Below are 19,762 nucleotides of genomic sequence, written 5' to 3'. Positions count from 1 at the left end.
GCTGGCGGGGCCAGCCCGTCCTGTGCCGCCTTACTGCACGGTCAGCATCACCGGCGTGGACAGCAGGGTATAGCCCTGTCCATCGCCCTGGTCATGCGTATGCAGGGCCAGCACCGTCGCCGTGCCCGTTCCCGTGAAGGTCAGGCTGCCATCGCCGTCCTGGGCATAGGGGGCGGTGCTTTCCACCACCACATAGCGCGTGGCCTTCAGCGGCTCGGTCTTGCGGTCCTGGCGCAGCAGCGTGCCGGCCAGCGCCAGCTGTCCCACTGGCACGGTCGCCTGCGCGGGCAGGTCCACGCGGGCGGCATAGCCGCCGAACCATTGCGCGTCGTCCGTCGTCAGGCCATAGGTGCCGGCGCGATAGTGCGCGCGCGCAATGGCTTCGTCGCGGTAGGTCCACGGCCAGAACGTCGTGCCGCGGTGCTTGGCCGCTTCCAGGATGGCGGGCGTGAGGTTGTTGTAGCTGGGGTTGAAGGTGGACGACAGCGCCTGCGTGTTGGCCAGGATCTGGCGCACGATGCGCTGGGTGTCCGTGCCGGTGGGGACACCGGTCAGGAAGCCGGCCGAGACTTCGGGCATCCGTTCGCGCAGGCGCTTCAATTGCGATTGCGAGAACGAGATGACCACCAGCTGGTCGCGCACGCCATGTGCATCCACCAGGGCATGCAGCGCATCCACGGCCTCGGGCTTGTTGGTCTTGATCTCGACGAAATGCGTGACCGGCTTGCCCTTGAACTCGTTGAAGAAGGCTTCCAGCGTAGGCACGGCGCGGCCGTTGGGCTTGGTGACCAGCGCCTGGATCTGCGCGTCGCTCATGGCCTCGAACTCGCCGGTGCTGGTGGTGGTGCGGTCGACCGTGCCGTCATGCATGATGTACAGCGTGCCATCGGTGCTGAGCTGGATGTCGGACTCGATGGTGTCTGCGCCTTCGTCATAGGCGCGGATGGCGCCTTCGAGGGTGTTCTCGTCTTCCAGGCCGGGAATGCCGCGGTGACCGACGATGCGCGGCTTGCGCAGCAGGGTGCCGTCGGGCAGCTTGCCCAGCAGGTCGGCATAGGTCTGCGCCTCGCCGGTGACGATGCCGTTCACGCCGCTGGCCAGCACCGTTGCCGCGCGCGCGGCCGTGCCGTCATCCACGGCAGCGGCCCACACGGTGATCAGCATGTCCTGCAGGTAGGCGACGGCATCACGGTCCAGCAGCGCGGGCGGCACCAGCGCGATCTTGCTGCCCGAACGGTTGGTCGCGTGCACGATGGACAGCAGTTCGTTGCGGGTGTTGCCCAGGCCGGCTTGGGTGAAGTCCAGCGCGGTGCGCAGGCGCGGCAGCAGCGCGCGCGCCTCGGTCAGCAACGCGGGGTCCGTCGATACCAGCGTCGCGTCGATGAGCCCGCGCGCGTCGGCGAAAGGCACGAGCGCTTTCGCGGTGGCGGCGTCGCCCAGGCGCAGCACCGGGATGGCGTGGCCAGGCTTGTCGAGGAAGGCGGCCAGCGTGCCCAGGCTCTCGCCATTTTCGGCATGCAGGTTCAGGCTCGCATCCAGCGTCATGATCTGGTTGCTGGCGATGCCGGCCTGCGCGGGGTCGCTGCCCACCAGCGTGGGGGCCAGCGACGCGCCGGTCTCGGGCTCGGTCACGGCGAAGATCTGGCCCAGCGGCGGCAGCGCCTCTTCCTGCGCCTTCACGGTGACGTGGTCCACGCGCAGCACGGCGCCGGTGGCCTGCAGGGCCAGGCCGCCCACGGGGCGCGTGTCATCGAGTTCGCCGTCATGCAGCAGCGTGCCGTCCAGGTACTGCCGCACGCGGTTGCCGTGCACGACGACGGTCGCCGTGTAAGTCTTGGCCGGATCGATGTTCTCGGAGAAGGGCGCCTTGTCCGTCACGTTCCATTGGCCGTCGGCGCGATGGGCAAGCTCGGTGCCGTTGTCGGCCGTGGCGTTCTGGCGCACCGCCATTTGCGTGTAGGGCTCGAGATTGGGCGTGTCCGACGTGCGGTACAGGAAGCCGACCCAGCGGCTGGTGTTCTTGGCCGAGTCGATCGTGAAACGTACGTCGATGCGGTAGTTGCCCTGCGTGGCCAGCGAGGCGGGCAGGGCGACAGCGGTGCCCACCGATTCGTTGGCCAGGCCATCGATGACCAGGCTGCCTGCCTGTTGCGAGGCGGCGTTGACCAGTCCCGTCACCTGCCGCCAGCCTTCGGGCAGCGCGGCGCCGGTGGCATCGTCGAAGCCTTCGTCCAGTAGGGTCGCGGGTTCGGCGGGGGGGGGGGCGCCGCCGGGTTCTTCGACGGGCGGCGAGGTGGGCGCATCATCGTCGGACGATGAGCAGGCGCCCAGCACGAGCGGGGTGGACAGGGCGAGGGCAAGGGCAAGGAGTCGGGGTGTCACGGGTGAGAGCCTGGGTGAGTGGGTGAAGAAGCGAGGAAAACGGCCACTCTAGGCAGGCAAGGTGTTGCGACTATTGCAAAATACATTTCATTTCATAGCGAAAGATTGCGTTGCCTGGGCGCGCGCTTACGGTATCGTGTGCGGCCACCCCTTCTTGACGGCTCGCGCCGATACCCCTTTACCGTGAGAACAGACAGCCGGCTTTCCCGCATGTTGCATGTGATCCTGCACATGGCCCGCGACGAGGCGCCCATGACCTCGGCGCAGATCGGCCTGATGCTGGGCACCAATGCGGCTGTCGTGCGGCGCACGATGGCCGGCCTGCGCGAGGCAGGTTATGTGCGGTCCGAGAAAGGGCACCACGGCGGCTGGCAACTGGCCTGCGACCTGATGCAGGTGACCTTGCTGGACGTGTATCACGCGGTCGGCGGACCGCGCATCTTCGCCATCGGGGCGGACAACCACAATCCGGATTGCGCGGTGGAGCAGGTGGTCAATGCCGCGCTGGCCGATGCGATGCGCGAAGCCGAAACCTTGCTGATCACGCGGCTGGGTGCCGTGTCGCTGGCGGATCTTGCCGCCGATTTCGACAGGCTGTGCGTCGCGCGCGGCGATGCCGGACCGGGGCATGCGCACGGCTGAGGCCGGTGCGCGTGATGCCCCGCTTCTTTCCCTGACGCATCGCGCCGGCGGCGCAAGCCGTCATCGGGACATGCCGGCATTTCATGTATCATTAAATGATTCATGAAATGGGCTGAGTGCCCGGCAAGGAGCTTTTCATGCGTTACGACGTCATCCTGATCGGCGGCAGCTACGCCGGCCTGTCCGCGGCGCTGCAACTGGCGCGGGCGCGCCGGCGCATCCTGGTGGTGGACGCGGGCCGGCGGCGCAATCGCGCGGTCAGCCATTCGCACGGGTTCCTGGCGCAGGACGGCATGCCGCCCGCCGAGATCGCCGAAACGGCGCGCATGCAGGTGCTGGCCTATCCCACGGTGGACTGGGTGCAGGGCGCGGTGGAAGACGTGGCGGGCCAGGCGGATGCCTTCACCGTGACGCTGAGCGACGGCACGACGCGCGAGGCGCGGCGGCTCATCGTGGCGGCGGGCGTCGAGGACGTGCTGCCTGTGTTGCCGGGGCTGGCCGAGCGTTGGGGCCGCCAGGTGTTCCACTGCCCGTATTGCCACGGCTATGAATTGGGCGGCACAGGCATCGGGGTGCTGGCTTCCAGCGACCTGGCCATGCACCAGGCGCTGATGCTGCCGGACTGGGGCGAGACCACGCTGTTCCTGAACGACGCCTTCGTGCCGGATGCCGCGCAGCACGACCAGCTGCGCGCCCGGGGCGCGCGGGTCGTGGGCGGTGCGGTGGCGCGGCTGGAAGGCGAGGGGCCCGGCGTGGACATCGTGATGGACAACGGCCGCGTGTTCGCGCTGTCGGGCCTTTTCGTGGCGACGTCGCTGCGGCCCGCGCCGCTGGTGTTGCGCATGGGCCTGGCAACCGAAGAGAGCCCGATGGGCGTCACGCTGCGCACGGATGCGATGAAGGCCACGTCCACCCCCGGCATCTTCGCTTGCGGCGACGTGGCGCGGGCGGCGGGTTCGGTGGCCTTCGCCGTGGGCGATGGCGCGATGGCCGGCATGGCCACGCACCGCTCGCTGATGTTCGGGCTGTAAGGGCCGCAAAGGCCTGCCGGGCGTTGCTTGAAGACTGCGGCGTTGCGGCAGGCCTGCCTGCTCAGAACCCTTCCAGCACGATCTTGCCGCGGGTCGTGCCGGCCTCGATCCGCGCATGCGCGTCGCGCAGGTTCGCGGCGTTGATGCCCCGGATGCTGCGCGTGACCGTGCTGCGCACCACGCCCTGGTCCACCAGCGCGGCCATGCGGCGCAGGATGTCGTGCTGGCGCGCAAGGGTGGAGGTGTCGTACAGCGAGCGGGTGAACATCAGTTCCCAGTGGATGGACAGCGACTTGCTCTTGAAGGGACGGATGTCGAAGTGCTCGGGGTCGTCGATCAGCGCCAGCTGGCCCTCGGCGCGCAGCACGTCGACGATCTGCGTGATGTAGCTGTCGGTGTGGTTCAGGCCGATGACGTGCGTCACGTCGGAAATGCCCTGGGCCGCCAGTTGCGCGCGCCAGGGTTGATGATGGTCGATCACGTGATGGGCGCCCTGGGCCAGGGCCCAGTCACGCGTCTCGGGGCGCGAGGCCGTGGCGATGAGGGTCAGCCCCGTCAGGTGGCGCGCCAGCTGCAGCAGGATCGAGCCCACGCCGCCGGCGGCGCCGATCACCAGCAGGCGGTTTTCCTGTGCCGGATCCGCGTGCTGCACCTTCAGGCGATCGAACAGCAGTTCCCAGGCGGTCAGGCTGGTCAGCGGCAGGGCGGCCGCGCTGGCGAAGTCCAGGCTGGCGGGCATGGGGCCTGCGATGCGCTCGTCCACCAGATGCAGCTCGGCATTGCTGCCGGGGCGGTTGATGGCGCCGGCGTACCAGACGCGGTCACCCGCCTTGAAGCGCGTGACCCTTTCTCCCACCGCACGCACCACGCCGCTTGCGTCCCAGCCCAGTACGCGCGCCTGGCCGTCCTCGGGCTGCTGGCGGTGGCGTATCTTGGTGTCCACGGGGTTCACCGACACGGCATGCACCTCCACCAGGATGTCGTGGCCTTGCGCGACGGGTTCGGGCAGCGTCAGGTCGACCAGCGCCTGCGGGTCGTCGATGGGCAGGGCGGATTGGTGATAACCGATGGCTTTCATGCGGGGCTCCGGGCAAAGAGGGAAGGCGTGGAAAGGGGAAAAAGCGTGCGGATGTCCGGTATCTTGATTTATCTTTATTCGGCGAAAAATAGGGATAATCAAGAAATACTTTCCGTGGAATGACGAAAATGATCCGGCTGGATGATCTCCAGGTATTCGTCCAGACAGCCGAGTCCGGCAGCTTCTCGGCAGCGGCACGCTTGCTGGACATGGCGCCTGCCCTGGCCAGCAGCGCCGTGTTGCGGCTCGAGCGCGCGCTGGGCACGCGGCTGTTCGTGCGCTCCACGCGCCGCCTGCGCCTGTCGGACGACGGCGAGCGTTATCTGCCGCACGCGCGCGCCGCGCTGGGCGCTCTGGCCGGCGGGCGCGAGGCCCTGGCGCAGGGCAGCCCCGAGATCGCCGGTCCGCTGCGCCTGTCGGTGCCATCGGACATCGGGCGCAATGTGCTGCTGCCCTGGCTGGAGGCCTTCCAGGCCGCCCACCCCAAGGTGTCGCTGCACTTGCGCGTCAGCGACCAGATGGCGGATTTCTTTCGCGAGTCGCTGGATGCCGGCATCCGCTATGGCATGCTGGCCGATTCCTCGCTGGTGTCGCTGCCGCTTGCGCCGGGCAACCGGCGCACGCTGTGCGCGGCGCCGTCCTACCTGGCACGTCACGGTGCGCCGCGCGATCCGGACGAGCTGTCGCGGCACAACTGCCTGCGTTTCGTGATGGGCGACCAGACCTTCGAGCGTTGGAGCTTCCACCTGCCCGATGGTGTCAAGACGGTCGCCGTGCGCGGCGACCGCGTCTGCGACGACGCCGAGGTCGTGCACCGTTGGGCGGTGGCGGGGCTGGGCATCACCTACAAGTCGCGGCTGGATGTGTTCGATGATCTGGCCTCCGGCCGACTGGTGGAGTTGTTTCCGCCGGCGCATGGCCAGCCCGCGCCGCTGCAGCTGGTGTGCGCGCATCGCACATTGCTGACGCCCGTGGTGCAGGGCCTGCATGCCTGGCTGGCGCGCTGCTGCGCGACACTGGTGGGGGAGGGCCAGGCCGTCGCGTCCGAGGCTGTCCTTGCGCGCCACGGCTTCCGGTAAAGTGGCTGCGTCATCCACTCCGCGCGTGTAGCGCGCCTTGCCGGCGTCCACCATGTCTCACTTCCTGCCCGTCGATCTCGCCCATGCCAGCCGTCTCATCAACCACGGTCCCACCGTGCTGGTCACCAGCGCGCACGGTGAGCGCCGCAACATCATGGCGGCTGCCTGGTCCATGCCGGTGGAGTTCACGCCGCCGCGCGTGGCGGTGGTGATCGACAAGCAGACGTTCACGCGCGAGCTGGCGAGCGCCAGCGGCGTCTTCGGACTGTGCGTGCCGGGCGCTGCGCTGATGGACCTGACCTACGCCGTGGGCAGCGTCAGCGGCCGCGACGGCGACAAGTTCGCGCGTTTCGGCATCGAGGCCGCGCGCGGCCCGGTGCTGGGCGTGCCGGTGCTGGAGGCGGGCTGCGCGGCCTGGCTGGAGTGCCGGCTGATCCCGGAGCGCCACGCCGAAGACGCCTATGACACCTGCTTCGCCGAGGTCGTGTCGGCCGCGGCCGACACGCGGATCTTCGCCAACGGGCATTGGTCGGTACGCGAGGACAACGCCACGCTGCACACCTTGCACCACCTGGGCGCGGGCAATTTCGTGGTGGCGGGCAGCATGCGGCAGGCGCACGCGCCGGCTTGATGCCGCGATGACACGCCGGCGGGGGGCGCGTGCCAACCCGCCGGCGCCCCGTGCCTTACGCGTCCACCGAATCGGCCAGCGCGGCCAGCGGCATATCGCGGCCGTCCTCGCGTACCCAGGTCTCCAGGCCCATGCTGGCCAGCAGCGACAGGAACGGCCGGGGCGGCAGTTGCTCGATGTTGGCCATGCGGCCCACGCGCCAGGTGCCATCGGCGATGAGCAGCGCGGCGGCTGCCGCGGGCACGCCTGCCGTGTAGGAAATCGCCTGGCTGCCGATCTCGCGATAGCTGTCGGCATGGTCGCAGACGTTGTAGACGAAGATCTCGCGCGCCCGGCCGTCCTTCTCTCCGCGCACCAGGTTGCCGATGCAGGTCTTGCCCGCATAGGTGGGCGCCAGCGACGCCGGGTCGGGCAGCACGGCTTTCAGCACCTTCAGCGGCACCACTTCCTGGCCCTCGGCCGTGCGCACGGGCTGCTCGGACAGCATGCCCAGGTTCTTCAGCACGGTGAACACGTTGATGTAGTGCTCGCCGAAGCCCATCCAGAAGCGGATGTCCGGCACGTCCAGGTGCTGGGACAGCGAATGCAGCTCGTCATGGCCCGTCAGGTAGGCGCTCTGGCGTCCCACCACCGGCAGGTCCCATTCCTTGCGGTATTCGAACATCTGCGCGGCGGTCCACTGGCCGCCTTGCCAGGACCAGACCGTGCCGGTGAACTCGCGGAAATTCACCTCGGGGTCGAAGTTGGTGGCGAAGTAGCGGCCATGCTTGCCCGCGTTGATGTCGACGATGTCGATGGAGTCGACGCGGTCGAAATAATCGTCGCAGGCGAGCCTGGCATAGGCATTCACGACACCGGGGTCGAAGCCCGCGCCCAGGATGGCCGTGACGCCCGCGGCCGCGCAGGCCTCGCGCCGCTTCCACTCGTGGTTCGCATACCAGGGCGGCGCTTCACAGACGCGGTCGGGCTCTTCGTGGATGGCCGTGTCGAGATAGGCCGCGCCCGTGCGCAGGCAGGCTTCCAGCACCGACATGTTCAGGAACGCCGAGCCGACATTGATGACGATGCGCGCGGCGGTCTCGCGGATGAGCGCTTCGGTGGCGTCGATATCCATCGCGTCCAGGGCGTGGGCGTGCAGCACGCCGGGCTGGCGCAGGCTGCCCTTGGTGTGCACGGACGCCACGATGGCCTGGCACTTCTCCAGCGTGCGCGAGGCGATGTGGATCTCGCCCAGCCGGTCATTGTGTTGCGCGCATTTGTGGGCGACCACGTGCGCCACGCCGCCGGCGCCGATGATGAGGAGATTGGGAGTCATCCGGGCTGCTCCTTGAAAAAGGGGGGACCTGGCTACGCGCTCAGGACAGGCTGTCTACGTAATCGTGGTAGCCGAACTGGCGCACCACGCGCTCGGTGCCATCGGGGTCGCGCACGACGATGGCGGGCATGGTCAAGCCATTGAACCAGTTCTTCTTGACCATGGTGTAGCCGGCGGCGTCGCGGATCGACAGCCGTTGCCCCACGGCCAGCGGCTGGGGAAAATCGAATTCGCCGAAGACGTCGCCAGCCAGGCACGATTTGCCGTAGACCAGGCAGCGATGGGGGCCGGCATTGGGCGCCACGCGTGCCTCCAGGCGATAGATGAGCAGGTCCAGCATGTGCGCCTCGATGGAGGCATCCACCACCGCGACGTGCTTGCCGTTGTAGGCCGTGTCCAGCACGCTCACCTCCAGGCTCGCGCTGTCGGTGATCGCGGCCTCGCCGGGTTCCAGGTAGACCTGCACGCCGTATTTGTCCGAGAACGCGCGCAGGCGCGCGCAGAAATCATCCAGCGGATAACCCTCGCCGGTGAAGTGGATGCCGCCGCCCAGGCTCACCCACCGCACGCGCGACAGCAGGGCGCCAAAGCGCGATTCGATCTCGCCCAGCATGGCGTCGAAGCGCGCGAAATCGCGGTTCTCGCAGTTGTTGTGGATCATGAAGCCGCTGATCCGGTCCAGCACCTGCGCAATGCGCGCCGGGTCGCTCTCTCCGAGGCGGCTGAAGGGGCGCGCCGGGTCGGCCAGGTCGAAGCTGGAGCTGCTGATGCCGGGATTCAGGCGCAGGCCCACGGGCAGGCCCTGGGCACGCGGCGCATGGCGAGCCAGTTGGCCGAGGCTGTTGAAGATGATCTTGTCGGCGCAGGACACGACTTCGTCGATCTCATGGTCGGCATAGGCCACGCTGTAGGCATGGGTCTCGCCGCCGAATTTCTCGCGGCCCAGCCGCACCTCGTAGAGCGAGGACGACGTGGTGCCGTCCATGTGTTCGCGCATGAGGTCGAAGACGGACCAGGTGGCGAAGCACTTCAGCGCAAGCAGGACCTTGGCGCCGGAATGCTGGCGCACATGGTCGATGCGCCGCATGTTTTCCATGAGGCGGGCGGCGTCGATCAGGTAGTAGGGGGTTTGAATCATCTATCGGTCTGTACCACGGTAACGAAGCCGCGCGGGCCGGATGGGCGCGCGCGCAATGGCGGCCTGCGCCGCATGGCGCAGGCGTCAGGGCAGGGCTGGACGAAAGCCCTTAGTGTTCGGGGGGTGTTCGGCCGTGGCGAACGCCACGGGCCATCAGTCCGAAGCCTGGCTTGCCGCAGCGCGGCGGGGCTTCCTGAGGGGTTTCCTGAGGGGTTTCCGTTAGGGAGATGTTCAGACGGACTGACGCGATCCCCAATTGGAACAGGACGTCTGTAGACATGGCGACCTCTCCAACCAGCAGATGGTGGTCCGGCTTCAGGGGCCGGGCGACCCTGCATTCTAGGACAGCGGACGATTTGACTCAAGGCTTGCGCGCCTGGCGGGCCGTTTTTGGGCTGCCAGGCGCGCTGCCATTGTCTTCGCTCGTACGGCGTCATGGCTCAAGGCAGCGCGCACAAGCCGGCCAGGCGAGTGGCATTCCAACCGGCGCCGCACAGCAGCAGCCGGGTTTCCAGCGCATCCAGCTGGGCGGGCGATACGCTCGTACCCAGGTCGTGCAGCTGGCGCCGCCGTAGCTGTGCGTGCGTCAACGGAAAGCGTGCGCCCAGGGCCCGCCACAACGCGTGCGCTGCCGGGGACTGACGCGCGCCGCTGAGCAGGCACACGCCCGATGCCAGCATGTGCCCATAGATCCACGAGGCCAGGCCCCGCCGCTGATCGCGCGGTCGATAGCGTGAATGCGGGGATCGGACGTACGGGTCCAGGCGCTTGTCTATTTCCACCAGGCGATTGAAGACCGTGCAGCCGGCAAGCCTGCCCGTTACCGGGTCGTGGACATAGACGTAGTGCTCGCCGTCCGCCGTGCGAACGTGCAGGCGGTAATGCGGCAGGCCGGGGGCATCCGGCAGGCGGCGGGCGTGCCGCAGGTAGTCGGGCAGCCGGACCTGTAATGCGTCCAGCTCGGCGTCCAGGCGATCCGGCGTCGGGCTGACGTCAAGCCGCATGGCTGTCGCCCGCGCAGGCATCCTCCTCTTCCTGGCAGCCTGGCGGCGCACCGGCCCACCAGCCGCTGCGCAAGCCTTCGGGGCGCCGTCGCGCCCGCACGCTGGCACTGGACTCCCACGCGTCCACGCGCACATCCATGCCTGCATAGACGCCGTACCCGTCGCCCGCGAGGATGTACCCGTCCGCCCACAGGCTCTCACCGACCCGTATCGCTCCGCCCGCCGCGATGTCGCCGCGTGCGCGGATGCCCCAGCCCGCCAGCAGGTGCATGGCTGCGCGCACGTCGCCCTCCGCTTCCACGCCCTGGCCGGCCTGCAGCGTCGCGCCGCAATCGAGGCCGGCGCCGACCTGCAATTGCTTGCTGCAGCGCAGCGCGCCGCCCGTGCGAAGCTCGCCGCCGATACGCGCGTGTCCGTCCATCCGCGCGTCGCCCTCGCAGTGCACTTCCCAGCCCGCACGCAGGGTCTCGCAGTGCAGGCTGCCTTGCACGCTCACGCTCCAGGCGGCCTGGAGCGCGCCCGCCGTCATGAGGTCTTCGCCTATCGTCACGGCGCCGCCGCTGTGCACGTCCGCGCCGGCGTGCAGGCTGCCGCCCACGCGGATACCGCCTTCCGCGTGCAGACCCCGGCCCGTGCGCAGGGTGCCCGTGATATCGACGCCGCGACGCACGCGGACGGTGCCCGCGAAGACGAGATCGTCGGCGCCCAGCTCGTCGAGGTCGAGGGTGGCGTCGGTGGGACCGAACTGGGTCAGCAGCCAGCACGCGTCCTGCACGCGGCCGGCGGCCACGAGCGCATCCAGGAGTTCCTGGTAGCTACTGTCTTCATGAGCGTTGCGCACGTACCAGCGAAAGCCGTCCGCGCAAGGTTGCTTGGCCTTGATGAAGGCCTTTGTGATGTCCATGCGTATCCATGCTGCCCAGGCACGGAAGCACCGTGGCTGGGAGAGAAGGGCGGAACCGGTGGAACCGCCACACGTCGCGCGGGAGATGTGCCCGGTGACCTGTGGATTGCGCTGGAGGGGAGTGTGGTCGCCGGGCTTAGGTGTCTGCGGCGAGGTGCGCCGCGGCGGCACGCGAGCAACCGCGCTGCGGCAGTGCAGCGGCGCAGCGGGCTTGCGCGAAGAGGCGGGAGAGAGGGGTGGTCATCGAGGCGGGATTCTACTGATTGGCGCAGGCGCTGTACAGCTGTGCCGCCCGTACACCTCGGCCAGCTTTGTCATGCGCGCTTACATCGCCGCGCCACGCTGGCGGCTAAGATCGTTCCGGAGTCGCGCTTGAGCGCCCGCGTGTCGCGGGGCAGGCAGCGGCGGGAGAACACAGTGCGCAAGCTTTCACGATTCCACCCCCGCCGGCTCGCGCTGGCCGCGCTGGGCGCCGCGGCCATCGCCGCCGGCCCCGCCGCCTTCGCCGCCGGCCCCTCGGCGCCCGCAGTCGCGCCTGCAGCCGCGCTTGCCGCCGCGCCCAAATGCGAGATCGATACGCCCGTGCGCTTCAGCGGCCTGAACTGGGAGTCGAACCTGCTGCTGGTCAGCATCGAGCAGTTCATCCTGGAGAAGGGCTACGGTTGCAAGACCTCCACCGAGTCGGGCGAGACGCTGGCCATGCTGGCCGCCTTGCAGCGCGGCGATGTCGAGGTGACGTCCGAGATCTGGCCCGGCCAGATCGAAAGCGCGTGGCGCAAGGCGCTGGACTCCGGCAAGGTCATCGGGGTGGGGCACGTCTTCGACGCGGGCGAAGGCTGGTATATCCCGCGCTATACCGCCGAGCGGCATCCCGACCTGAAAAGCGCCGCGGATCTCGCGCGCTACAAGAAGGTCTTCGCCGATCCCGAAGAGCCGGGCAAGGGCCGCATCTATGGCTGTCCGGCAGGCTGGGCCTGCGACACGCTGAACGTGAACCTGCTGAAGGCCTTGAAGCTGGAGGACGACTACACCCTGTTCGCACCGGGCGCGGGCGCCGCGCAGAAGGCGGCCATCGTGTCCGCCTACCAGCGCAAGCGCGACATCGTGTTCTATTACTGGACGCCGACCGCGCTGGTCGGCGCGCTCGACCTGGTGAAGCTGTCGCTGCCGCCGTTCGACGAGAAGGCCTATGCCTGCATGACCGATCCGAAGTGCGAGAACCCGGTGCCTACCGAGTTCAAGGGCAACAAGGCGGTGACGGGGCTGAATGCCGGCTTTTCCAAGCGCGCGCCGATGCTGACGGCATTCTTCACCAAGCTGCACATGCCCGGTCCCGTCATCGACGATGCGCTGGGCTGGATGGAGCGCGAAGAGGCCGAGCCCGAGGCGGCGGCACAGTATTTCCTGAAGCGCCACGCAGCCATCTGGAAGGCCTGGGTGCCCGAGGACGTGGCGAGCCGCGTCGAAGCCGCCCTGTAGTTTCCGCGCGGCTTTGCGGTATCGTTGCCCACGCGCCCTCCGGGGCGCGTGTCTCATTGTGGCGGCTACGCGCCGTCCTCCACCCCTGAAGGATTCCATGAGCCTGCAGAGCGTCCGCCAGTTCTTCGCCGACAAGGCGCCCGACATCGTCATCCTGGAAGCCGAGACCAGCACCGCCACGGTGGAACTGGCCGCGCGCGCGCATGGCGTGGCGCCCGGACAGATCGCCAAGACCCTGTCGCTGCGCGTGGGTGAGGAGGTGGTGCTGGTCGTGGTGCGTGGCGACGCCAGGCTGGACAACGGCAAGCTCAAGCGCGCGTTCGGCGCCAAGGTGCGGATGCTGGATGCCGAGCGCGTGATGGCGTTGACGGGCCACCCCGTGGGCGGCGTCTGCCCCTTCGGGCTGGCGACGGCATTGCCCGTCTATTGCGACGAGTCGCTGAAGGCGTACGAGGAAGTCTGGCCCGCGGCAGGCGACATCCACACCGCCGTGCGCATCACGCCCCAGCGCATGGCGGACCTGGTGTCCGCGCGCTGGGTGGACGTGGCGAAGCTGCCGGAACCGGAAGCAGCGGTGGCGCAGCCCGGCGCCTGATGCCTGGCCTGCGGCGTCAGAGCAGCACGACGGCCGCCACCGCCAGCACGCCCAGGCAGAGATTCAGCAGCACCAGCTTGCGGATGCCACCCAGGGCGGCCGCGCCTGCCGGCCAGTCCTGCGCGGCCACGGCGCGCGACAGGCGGCGATACAGCGCAAAGCGGATGTGGCCGAAGATGAGCAGCATGACGATGCCCAGCGTGGCCATCACGGTCCAGCCCAGCGGCATCTGGAACTGTCCGCCGGCCTGCACGATCTGGCGCGCGGCCTGGCCCATCATGACCACGCCCGTCACCACGCTCAGACAGGACGCCCACAGCACGACCGAGAAGAAGCGGCCCAGCACGTCGTGCATGAGCGGCAGGCGCGTGGGCGGCGCCAGCGACGCCACGGCGGGGCGCAAGGCGAAGTGGGCGAAGACCATGCCGCCGATCCAGATGATGACGGACAGCAGATGGACGAGCTTGAGCAGGGCGTAGAGCATCGGGACCTCGGTTCGGGGAGTCAAGGGCGAAGCGCGGTCCGGCCTTGCCGGTCCACGCGCATGCGGTATTGAAAGGCGTCGGCGCGAAAGCGCAGGGTCTCGTACAGCAAGGGGGTGCCGCCCGCTTCGAATACCAGGCGGTCGATCCTGAGCACGGGCGATCCCGTGTGGCACTGTAGCAGCGTGCAGAGCGCTTCGTCGGCCAGTTCAGACGTGATCGCGACATCGGCGTGGCCCAATGCCACCCGGCCGTCGTGCTCGAGGATATGGAAGAGGTCGCGGTGCGCCAGGTCGGCACCGGCGAGTGCCTGGCCCAGCACTTCCGGGACATAGGTGGTTTCGTAGGAGATCGGCTGCCCGTCCAGCACGCGCACCCGGCCGATCTCGGCCAGCAGGGCCGTGGCAGGCAACTGCAGTCTGCCTGCCAGGCTTTCGCCGGCAGTCACGTAGCGGAACTGATGGAGGCGGTTGCGCACGTCGTGGCCCAGCGGCGCCATGGCCTCGGCGAATCCCTGGAGCGTCGAGACGTTCTGCGCGGCCCGCGGGCGGCAGGCGAAGGTGCCGCGCCCCTGGATCTTCTGCACCAGTCCTTCGTTCTGCAGCGCAGCCAGCGCCTGGCGCACGGTGATGCGGCTGACCTGGAACTGTGCGCACAACGCGTGTTCGGAGGGCAGGCGTGACTGCGGCGGATAGGTGCCGTCGAGCAGGCGCGCCCGCAGGCCTTCCTGCACGCGCAGATGCAGCGGCAGTTCGCCGCTGGCAGGCGGTTGAGTGGTTCGGCGGCGCATTTTCAACTTGTCATGACAGGAAGGTTGGGGCGGCTGCCGCCCCGCGGCGGGGACGCGCGCTGAAGCATGAGGCGTCCTGGGCTTTCCGGCAAATAGCAAGAGACCATAAGCTTTTGATGAACATGTTGTTTGTGCTGGCGCAAGGTGTTCCTACACTGCGAGGCATCATCTTGTTATAACAAGTTGGAAGCCAACCGTGTCCCAGGCAGTTCTTCATTCTAGTTTCTCCTCCGAGGCGCCGCCGCTGCACGCGGATGTGCTCGTGTTGGGCGGCGGCCCGGCCGGCGCCTGGGCGGCGTTGACCGCCGCGCGAGCGGGCGCGGAGGTGGTGCTGGCCGACAAGGGCCATTGCGGCACCTCTGGCGCGGCCGCGGCGTCCAACAACAGCGTCTGGTATGTGCCCCAGCCCGAGGATTACCCGCGTCACCACGCCGAGCGCTATGACAGTGGCGGCCAGTTGAGCGAACGCGAGTGGGTGGATGCGGTGCTGGCGCAGGCTGCCGCCCAGCTGCATCTGTTTGCCGAGCTGGGTTATCCCTTTCCGCGCACGCAGTCCGGCGCGTTGAACTACGCCTCGTTGCGAGGGCCGGACGCCCAGCGCCTGCTGCGGCAGTTGCTGCGGCGCGCCGGCGTGACGATCCTGGATCACAGCCCCGCCACCGGGCTCTTGCGCGACGGTGCGGCGGTGGTGGGCGCACAGGGCTGGACCCGTGAAGGCGCGCACTGGCAGGCCTGGGCGCCCGCCACCGTGATCGCCACGGGCGGCTGCGCCTTCCTGAGCGGTGCCTTGGGGACGAATGTGTGCACCGGCGATGGCCAGCTTGCCGCGGCCGAGGCGGGCGCCTTGTTCTCGGGCATGGAGTTCTCGAATCAGTACGGCTTGTCGGCGGCGTTTTCCTCGGTGACGAAAGGCTTGCCGTTCCACTGGGCCAGCTATTACCGGGCGGATGGCCGCGAGATCGAAGTGGAGGGCGAGGAACCGTTCGTGGCGGTGGCCCGGGTGCTCCAGGAAGAGGCCGTGTATGCCTGTTTCGACCGGGCCGATGCCGATATCGAGCGCTGGTTGCGCAGCGCGCAGGCCAACGCGTTCCTGCCTTACGACCGGATGGGCATCGACCCTTTCTCCCAGCGCTTCCCGGTAGGGTTGCGGCTGGAAGGCACGGTTCGGGGCACCGGCGGCATCCTGTTGCGCGACCGCAGCGGCGCCACCCAGGTGCCGGGCTTGTATGCGGCGGGAGATGCGGCGTCGCGCGAGCCTATCGTTGGCGGGCGCAGCGGCGGCGGTTCGCCCAATGGCGCGTGGGCCATCGCCACCGGGACCTGGGCAGGCAAGGGGGCCTGGGAGCACGCGCAACGCGTGGGCAGGGTCAGGCATGCGGACACGGACCCCTGTTCCCTGCGCGTGGCTGATCCCGCTGACGCCCTGGCCGTGATCCGGCGCGAATTGTGGCCCCTCGGAAAGAATGTGTTTCGTGAGGAGGCAGGCCTGCTGGCCTCGCTGCAGGCGCTCGACGACGCATGGGCGCAGCCCGTACAGGCCGTGGCCGGGCAGGTGGCCGCCGGCAGGCAGGCCCGTGCCATGCTGCTCATGGGCCGCATGGCCTACCGCAGCGCGCTGGCGCGCCGCGAGTCGCGCGCCTTGCACCAGCGCATGGATCATCCGGCCAGCCAGGGCCACCCTTATCGCCAGCACGTGCGTGGCCTGGACACGTTGTCCGTGTCGGCCGCGGCGATGCGCCTTGCGGAACCCGCGCCATGATCGAACTCATCAGCGAAAGCCGCTGCACGTCCTGCAACCGCTGCGTGGATGTCTGTCCCACCAATGTCTTCGACATCGTCCAGGGCGGCATTCCCGTGATCGCGCGCCCGGACAGCTGCCAGACCTGTTTCCTGTGCGAACTGTATTGCCCTGTCGATGCCATGTATGTGCATCCCTGCGCGGACGTGCATGTCACGGTCGACGAGTCCGCCCTGGTGGCCGAGGGCCGCCTGGGCGGCTACAGCGCGAGCCTGGGCTGGCGAAAGGCCCGTGCGCAAGGGACGGAGCAGGACCAGATGGATCGCATCTTCGCCCTCGGCGTGTATTGAGAACGGCCCGCCAACCGTCGTTTTTCCCCATCCCTTCCTCATCCCTGGAGTTTTCGATGCTGAGCCGTCTTCTGCGTCTCGTTCTGCTGTGCCTGGCCCTGGCCGGCGCGGCGCCCTCGGCCCTGGCCCAACCCTTGCCTGTGCGCATCGGTTATCAGACGGGCGATATCAATGTGCTGCTGATGTATGCGGCGAACGCCAAGCTGTTCGAGGCGCAGCAACTGGCGGTGACGCTGGTGCCTTTTCCCGCGGGGCCTGCCATGCTGCCCGCCCTGGCCGCCAGCGAGATCGATCTTGCCTGGATGGGTGAGTTTCCCGCGGTGACGGGATACAGCAATGGCATGCCCATCGAGATCCTGATGGTCGAGCGGCTGGACGCCACCAATGTGCGCCTGGCCGTCAATCCGGCGGCGGGCATCCAGTCCCTGGCCGATCTGAAGGGCAAGCGCATCGCGGCCAGCGTGGGGTCGACCAGCCACAACCACCTGCTGCACGCCTTGAAGCAGGCCGGACTGCGACAGGAGGACGTGACGATCGTGAACCTGGCGCCTGCCAACATGCCGCCGGCCTATCTGGCCGGGCAGGTGGATGCCGCCCTGACCTGGGAGCCGAACATCGGCCTCATCGAGCAGGAGGGCGCCAGGACGCTGGCCACCACGCGCAGTCTTGGCATGATCACGGGCGGCATCTGGGTGTCGCGCCAGGCTTTCACCCGCGAGCAGCCCGAGACCGTGCAGCGCTTCCTGAAAGCCTGGCGACTGGCGCAGCAGGCCTATCAGGGCGCGCCCCGCGAGGTGCGCCAGTACGAGGCTGCACGGGTCAAGCAAAGCGGCGATGCGTTCGATGCGTTGATTGCCCGGCAGACCGCCCAGCATCCCGGCTTCGAAGCGCAACTTACCGCGGAAGTGCTGGGCGCGCCGGGGCAGGAGCTGGACGCCCGCTTTGTGCGCCATCTGCGCGGCATCGGCGATTTCCTGCTGGCTGAAAAGCGCATCCAGGCCTTGCCTGCCGACTGGCGCGGGCTCATCAACACGCGTCCGCTGCAGCAGTTCCTGGCGGAGCCGCCGCGCTGATGGGGTCGGCATTTCCTTCAGTGGTGCCGGCACTGGCGGTCGACGGCGTGGGCTTTGCGTATGGCGGCCTGCCGGTGCTGGACAAGCTGAGCTTTCACGTCGCGCCGGGCGAGGCCGTGGCCTTGCTGGGCCCGTCGGGCTGCGGCAAAAGCACCGTCCTGAACCTGCTGGCGGGATTCATCGCGCCGGATACGGGCAGCGTGCACGTCGATGGCGTGCCCGTGCATGGCCCTGGACCGGATCGTGGGATGGTGTTCCAGTCCTATGCCTTGTTCGACTGGATGACCGTGGGTGAGAACATCGCGTTCAGCCTGCGGTGCGCGGGCCGTTCGCGTACCGAGCAGCGGGCGGCGGCGCGCGACATGGCGGCGCTGGTCGGACTGGCGGGTTTCGAGTCCGCCTATCCCTACCAACTGTCGGGCGGCATGCGCCAGCGTTGCAGCCTGGCAAGGGTCCTGGCTGCCAAGCCGCGTGTCATGCTGATGGACGAACCCTTCGCTGCCGTGGATGTGCAGACGCGCGAGAAGCTGCAGGAGGAAATCCTGCGCATCCAGGCCGCGACGGGCACCACCATCGTCTTCGTCACCCACAGCATCGACGAGGCCGTATTCGTGGGGCATCGCGTGCTGCTGTTCGGCGCTTGCGGCCAGGCGCCGCGCGCTTTCAGCGTGGATCTGCCCGCGCCGCGCAGCCAGAAGCGCAACCGGCTGCATCCTGATTTCCTGGCATTGCGCAATCAGATCTACCAGGCCATGCACGAGGACGCATGAAGACGCCACGATATCGATCACGTACCTGTTTGCGCGCCGGCCTGGTGCTGGCCAGTCCGGTGGCACTGCTGCTGCTCTGGTGGGCGGCCGCGGGCCTGGGGTGGGTCCGTCCCATCATCCTGCCGTCGCCGGACGCGGTGCTGGCGAGCTTCCTGGACATGCTGCGCCACGGTTATTCGGGCGTGCCGCTATGGACCCACCTTGCGGCCAGCGCGGGGCGGGTCGGGGTGGCCTTCGCGACAGGGGCCGTGCTGGGGGTGGCGCTGGGGTTGTGGCGGGCGCGCAGCGGCGTGGCCGACGCCTTGCTGCTGGTGCCCGCCGAAGTCCTGCGGCCGATACCGCCGCTGGGACTCGTTCCCTTGTTCATCCTGTGGTTCGGCATCGGCGAGCTGTCGAAGGTGCTGCTCATCCTCTTGTCGGTGCTGCTCATCATGATGGTCAGCGCACAGGCCGGCGCGGCGGGCGCCAGCCTGGATGCGATCCGCGCGGCCCGCTCGCTCGGGGCGGGCCGGCTGCAGGTGTTCCGGCACGTGATCCTGCCCAGTGCCTTGCCGCAGATCATGACGGGCCTGCGCGTGGCGATGGGAGCAGCGCTTTCCATCCTCGTTGCCTCGGAGCTGCTGGGCGGGGACAAAGGCCTGGGCTTCATCGTGCTGGATGCCGCCAATTTCTTCCGCACCCCCTATGTTTTTGCGGGCGTGCTGCTGATCGGCGCATTCGGCATGGCGGCTGACAGGCTGTTTGCCTGGCTCGGCCGCCGGATCGTGCATTGGCAGCGCCAGGCAGACACATGACGTAACCAAGTTGGCACCGAGACGCATTTGCGAGTGATATAGTCCGACGCGATTTCCTCACCCATCAGGAGTAGTCCATGCAGGTCTCGCGCATTTGGTCGTTCTTCATGCTGGCGGCGTTCAGCGCGCTGTTGTCGGCGTGCTCGGGCGGTTCGCCCGAGTCCGTGGTCGAGACCTTCTACAAGGCCGCGGCCAAGGGCGATACGGACACCGCGGTGAAACAGATCTCCTTTGCCAAGTTGGATGCGGGCCAGACCAACCAGGCCAAGGGCAAGGTCCAGATGATGGTCGGTGAAATGCAGCGCCGCGCCGATGCCAACGGCGGCCTGGACAAGGTGGAAGTGCTGGAGTCCCAGATCGACGAGAAGGGCGAATCGGCACGGGTGCGCGTGAGGCTGGTCTTCAAGAACGGCAAGACGTCCGACGAAAGTGGCCGCCTGGTGAAGGACGATGGCGACTGGAAGATGGCCCTGAAGTAACGCAGCGC

General features: G+C 68.3%; 20 protein-coding genes. 12 read left to right on the top strand and 8 right to left on the bottom strand.

Going from position 1 to position 19,762, the window contains the following annotated elements; all coding sequences use genetic code 11:
- Positions 1-30: 30 nt before the first annotated feature.
- Positions 31-2,382, bottom strand: coding sequence for a glycerophosphodiester phosphodiesterase family protein (locus ODI_RS13465; protein WP_157929760.1), 2,352 nt, complete (start codon positions 2,380-2,382; stop codon positions 31-33).
- 183 nt (positions 2,383-2,565) lie between these two features.
- Between ODI_RS13465 and ODI_RS13460 the strand changes: the two genes are divergently transcribed.
- Together ODI_RS13460 and ODI_RS13455 are read left to right on the top strand one after the other, a co-directional pair.
- Complete coding sequence (locus ODI_RS13460) at positions 2,566-3,024, top strand: Rrf2 family transcriptional regulator (protein ID WP_067751208.1); 459 nt, start codon at positions 2,566-2,568, stop codon at positions 3,022-3,024.
- 137 nt (positions 3,025-3,161) lie between these two features.
- The gene (locus ODI_RS13455) at positions 3,162-4,055 is read left to right on the top strand and encodes an NAD(P)/FAD-dependent oxidoreductase (RefSeq protein ID WP_067751903.1); all 894 of its coding nucleotides are present in this window, start codon (positions 3,162-3,164) and stop codon (positions 4,053-4,055) included.
- A 61-nt stretch (positions 4,056-4,116) separates the two neighbouring features.
- Here ODI_RS13455 and ODI_RS13450 read toward each other — a convergent pair whose 3' ends face one another.
- On the bottom strand, positions 4,117-5,133 hold the full coding sequence (locus ODI_RS13450) for a zinc-binding alcohol dehydrogenase family protein (RefSeq protein WP_067751204.1): 1,017 nt from the start codon (positions 5,131-5,133) through the stop codon (positions 4,117-4,119).
- 128 nt (positions 5,134-5,261) lie between these two features.
- Here ODI_RS13450 and ODI_RS13445 point away from each other — a divergent pair, with 128 nt between their 5' ends.
- Together ODI_RS13445 and ODI_RS13440 are read left to right on the top strand one after the other, a co-directional pair.
- Entirely contained in the window at positions 5,262-6,212 is a 951-nt protein-coding gene (locus tag ODI_RS13445; RefSeq protein WP_067751201.1) for a LysR family transcriptional regulator, read from the top strand.
- Between the two features lie 52 nt (positions 6,213-6,264).
- Positions 6,265-6,843 (top strand): flavin reductase family protein, encoded by a 579-nt coding sequence (locus ODI_RS13440; protein WP_067751199.1) that lies wholly within the window; start codon positions 6,265-6,267, stop codon positions 6,841-6,843.
- A 55-nt stretch (positions 6,844-6,898) separates the two neighbouring features.
- On the opposite strand, the gene ODI_RS13435 is transcribed toward ODI_RS13440, so the two are convergent.
- The 4 genes from ODI_RS13435 to ODI_RS13420 all read right to left on the bottom strand — a co-directional run bounded on the left by ODI_RS13435 (position 6,899) and on the right by ODI_RS13420 (position 11,204).
- Complete coding sequence (locus tag ODI_RS13435) at positions 6,899-8,158, bottom strand: saccharopine dehydrogenase family protein (RefSeq protein ID WP_067751197.1); 1,260 nt, start codon at positions 8,156-8,158, stop codon at positions 6,899-6,901.
- A gap of 40 nt (positions 8,159-8,198) precedes the next feature.
- Positions 8,199-9,296 carry a carboxynorspermidine decarboxylase gene (locus tag ODI_RS13430; RefSeq protein ID WP_067751195.1) on the bottom strand — a complete coding sequence of 366 codons (1,098 nt, stop codon included), beginning with the start codon at positions 9,294-9,296 and terminating at the stop codon, positions 8,199-8,201.
- Positions 9,297-9,736: 440 nt separating this feature from the next.
- Positions 9,737-10,300 carry an N-acetyltransferase gene (locus ODI_RS13425; protein WP_197707099.1) on the bottom strand — a complete coding sequence of 188 codons (564 nt, stop codon included), beginning with the start codon at positions 10,298-10,300 and terminating at the stop codon, positions 9,737-9,739.
- Complete coding sequence (locus tag ODI_RS13420) at positions 10,290-11,204, bottom strand: polymer-forming cytoskeletal protein (protein WP_067751190.1); 915 nt, start codon at positions 11,202-11,204, stop codon at positions 10,290-10,292. Before ODI_RS13420 ends, ODI_RS13425 begins: the two co-directional genes overlap by 11 nt.
- 480 nt (positions 11,205-11,684) lie before the next feature.
- Here ODI_RS13420 and ODI_RS22540 point away from each other — a divergent pair, with 480 nt between their 5' ends.
- Together ODI_RS22540 and ODI_RS13410 are read left to right on the top strand one after the other, a co-directional pair.
- Positions 11,685-12,683: an ABC transporter substrate-binding protein gene (locus ODI_RS22540; protein ID WP_067751900.1), complete on the top strand. Its 999-nt coding sequence runs from the start codon at positions 11,685-11,687 to the stop codon at positions 12,681-12,683.
- Between the two features lie 97 nt (positions 12,684-12,780).
- Positions 12,781-13,278: a YbaK/EbsC family protein gene (locus ODI_RS13410; protein ID WP_067751188.1), complete on the top strand. Its 498-nt coding sequence runs from the start codon at positions 12,781-12,783 to the stop codon at positions 13,276-13,278.
- A gap of 16 nt (positions 13,279-13,294) precedes the next feature.
- Here the strand turns inward: ODI_RS13410 and ODI_RS13405 are convergent, their stop codons facing one another.
- Both ODI_RS13405 and ODI_RS13400 read right to left on the bottom strand, forming a co-directional pair.
- The gene (locus ODI_RS13405) at positions 13,295-13,762 is read right to left on the bottom strand and encodes a CopD family protein (RefSeq protein WP_067751185.1); all 468 of its coding nucleotides are present in this window, start codon (positions 13,760-13,762) and stop codon (positions 13,295-13,297) included.
- 20 nt (positions 13,763-13,782) lie between these two features.
- On the bottom strand, positions 13,783-14,550 hold the full coding sequence (locus tag ODI_RS13400; RefSeq protein WP_067751183.1) for a GntR family transcriptional regulator: 768 nt from the start codon (positions 14,548-14,550) through the stop codon (positions 13,783-13,785).
- A 196-nt stretch (positions 14,551-14,746) separates the two neighbouring features.
- On the opposite strand from ODI_RS13400, the gene ODI_RS13395 reads away from it, so the two are divergent.
- The 6 genes from ODI_RS13395 to ODI_RS13370 all read left to right on the top strand — a co-directional run bounded on the left by ODI_RS13395 (position 14,747) and on the right by ODI_RS13370 (position 19,754).
- Complete coding sequence (locus ODI_RS13395) at positions 14,747-16,309, top strand: FAD-dependent oxidoreductase (RefSeq protein WP_082985216.1); 1,563 nt, start codon at positions 14,747-14,749, stop codon at positions 16,307-16,309.
- Entirely contained in the window at positions 16,306-16,638 is a 333-nt protein-coding gene (locus tag ODI_RS13390) for a 4Fe-4S dicluster domain-containing protein (protein ID WP_067751180.1), read from the top strand. The genes ODI_RS13395 and ODI_RS13390 overlap by 4 nt, the downstream gene beginning before the upstream one ends.
- Positions 16,639-16,694: 56 nt before the next feature.
- A complete protein-coding gene (locus ODI_RS13385; protein ID WP_067751177.1) occupies positions 16,695-17,711 on the top strand; it encodes a taurine ABC transporter substrate-binding protein in 1,017 nt (338 codons plus the stop codon).
- Positions 17,711-18,481 (top strand): ABC transporter ATP-binding protein, encoded by a 771-nt coding sequence (locus ODI_RS13380; protein ID WP_067751175.1) that lies wholly within the window; start codon positions 17,711-17,713, stop codon positions 18,479-18,481. Before ODI_RS13385 ends, ODI_RS13380 begins: the two co-directional genes overlap by 1 nt.
- The gene (locus ODI_RS13375; RefSeq protein ID WP_082985215.1) at positions 18,478-19,275 is read left to right on the top strand and encodes an ABC transporter permease; all 798 of its coding nucleotides are present in this window, start codon (positions 18,478-18,480) and stop codon (positions 19,273-19,275) included. Before ODI_RS13380 ends, ODI_RS13375 begins: the two co-directional genes overlap by 4 nt.
- 77 nt (positions 19,276-19,352) lie before the next feature.
- A complete protein-coding gene (locus ODI_RS13370; RefSeq protein WP_082985214.1) occupies positions 19,353-19,754 on the top strand; it encodes a DUF4878 domain-containing protein in 402 nt (133 codons plus the stop codon).
- Positions 19,755-19,762 lie beyond the last annotated feature (8 nt).

Source organism: Orrella dioscoreae (genome assembly GCF_900089455.2).
Classification (GTDB): domain Bacteria; phylum Pseudomonadota; class Gammaproteobacteria; order Burkholderiales; family Burkholderiaceae_B; genus Orrella; species Orrella dioscoreae.
The sequence above is the reverse complement of the archived record's forward strand: the minus strand, read 5'-3'. Positions and strand labels throughout refer to the sequence as shown.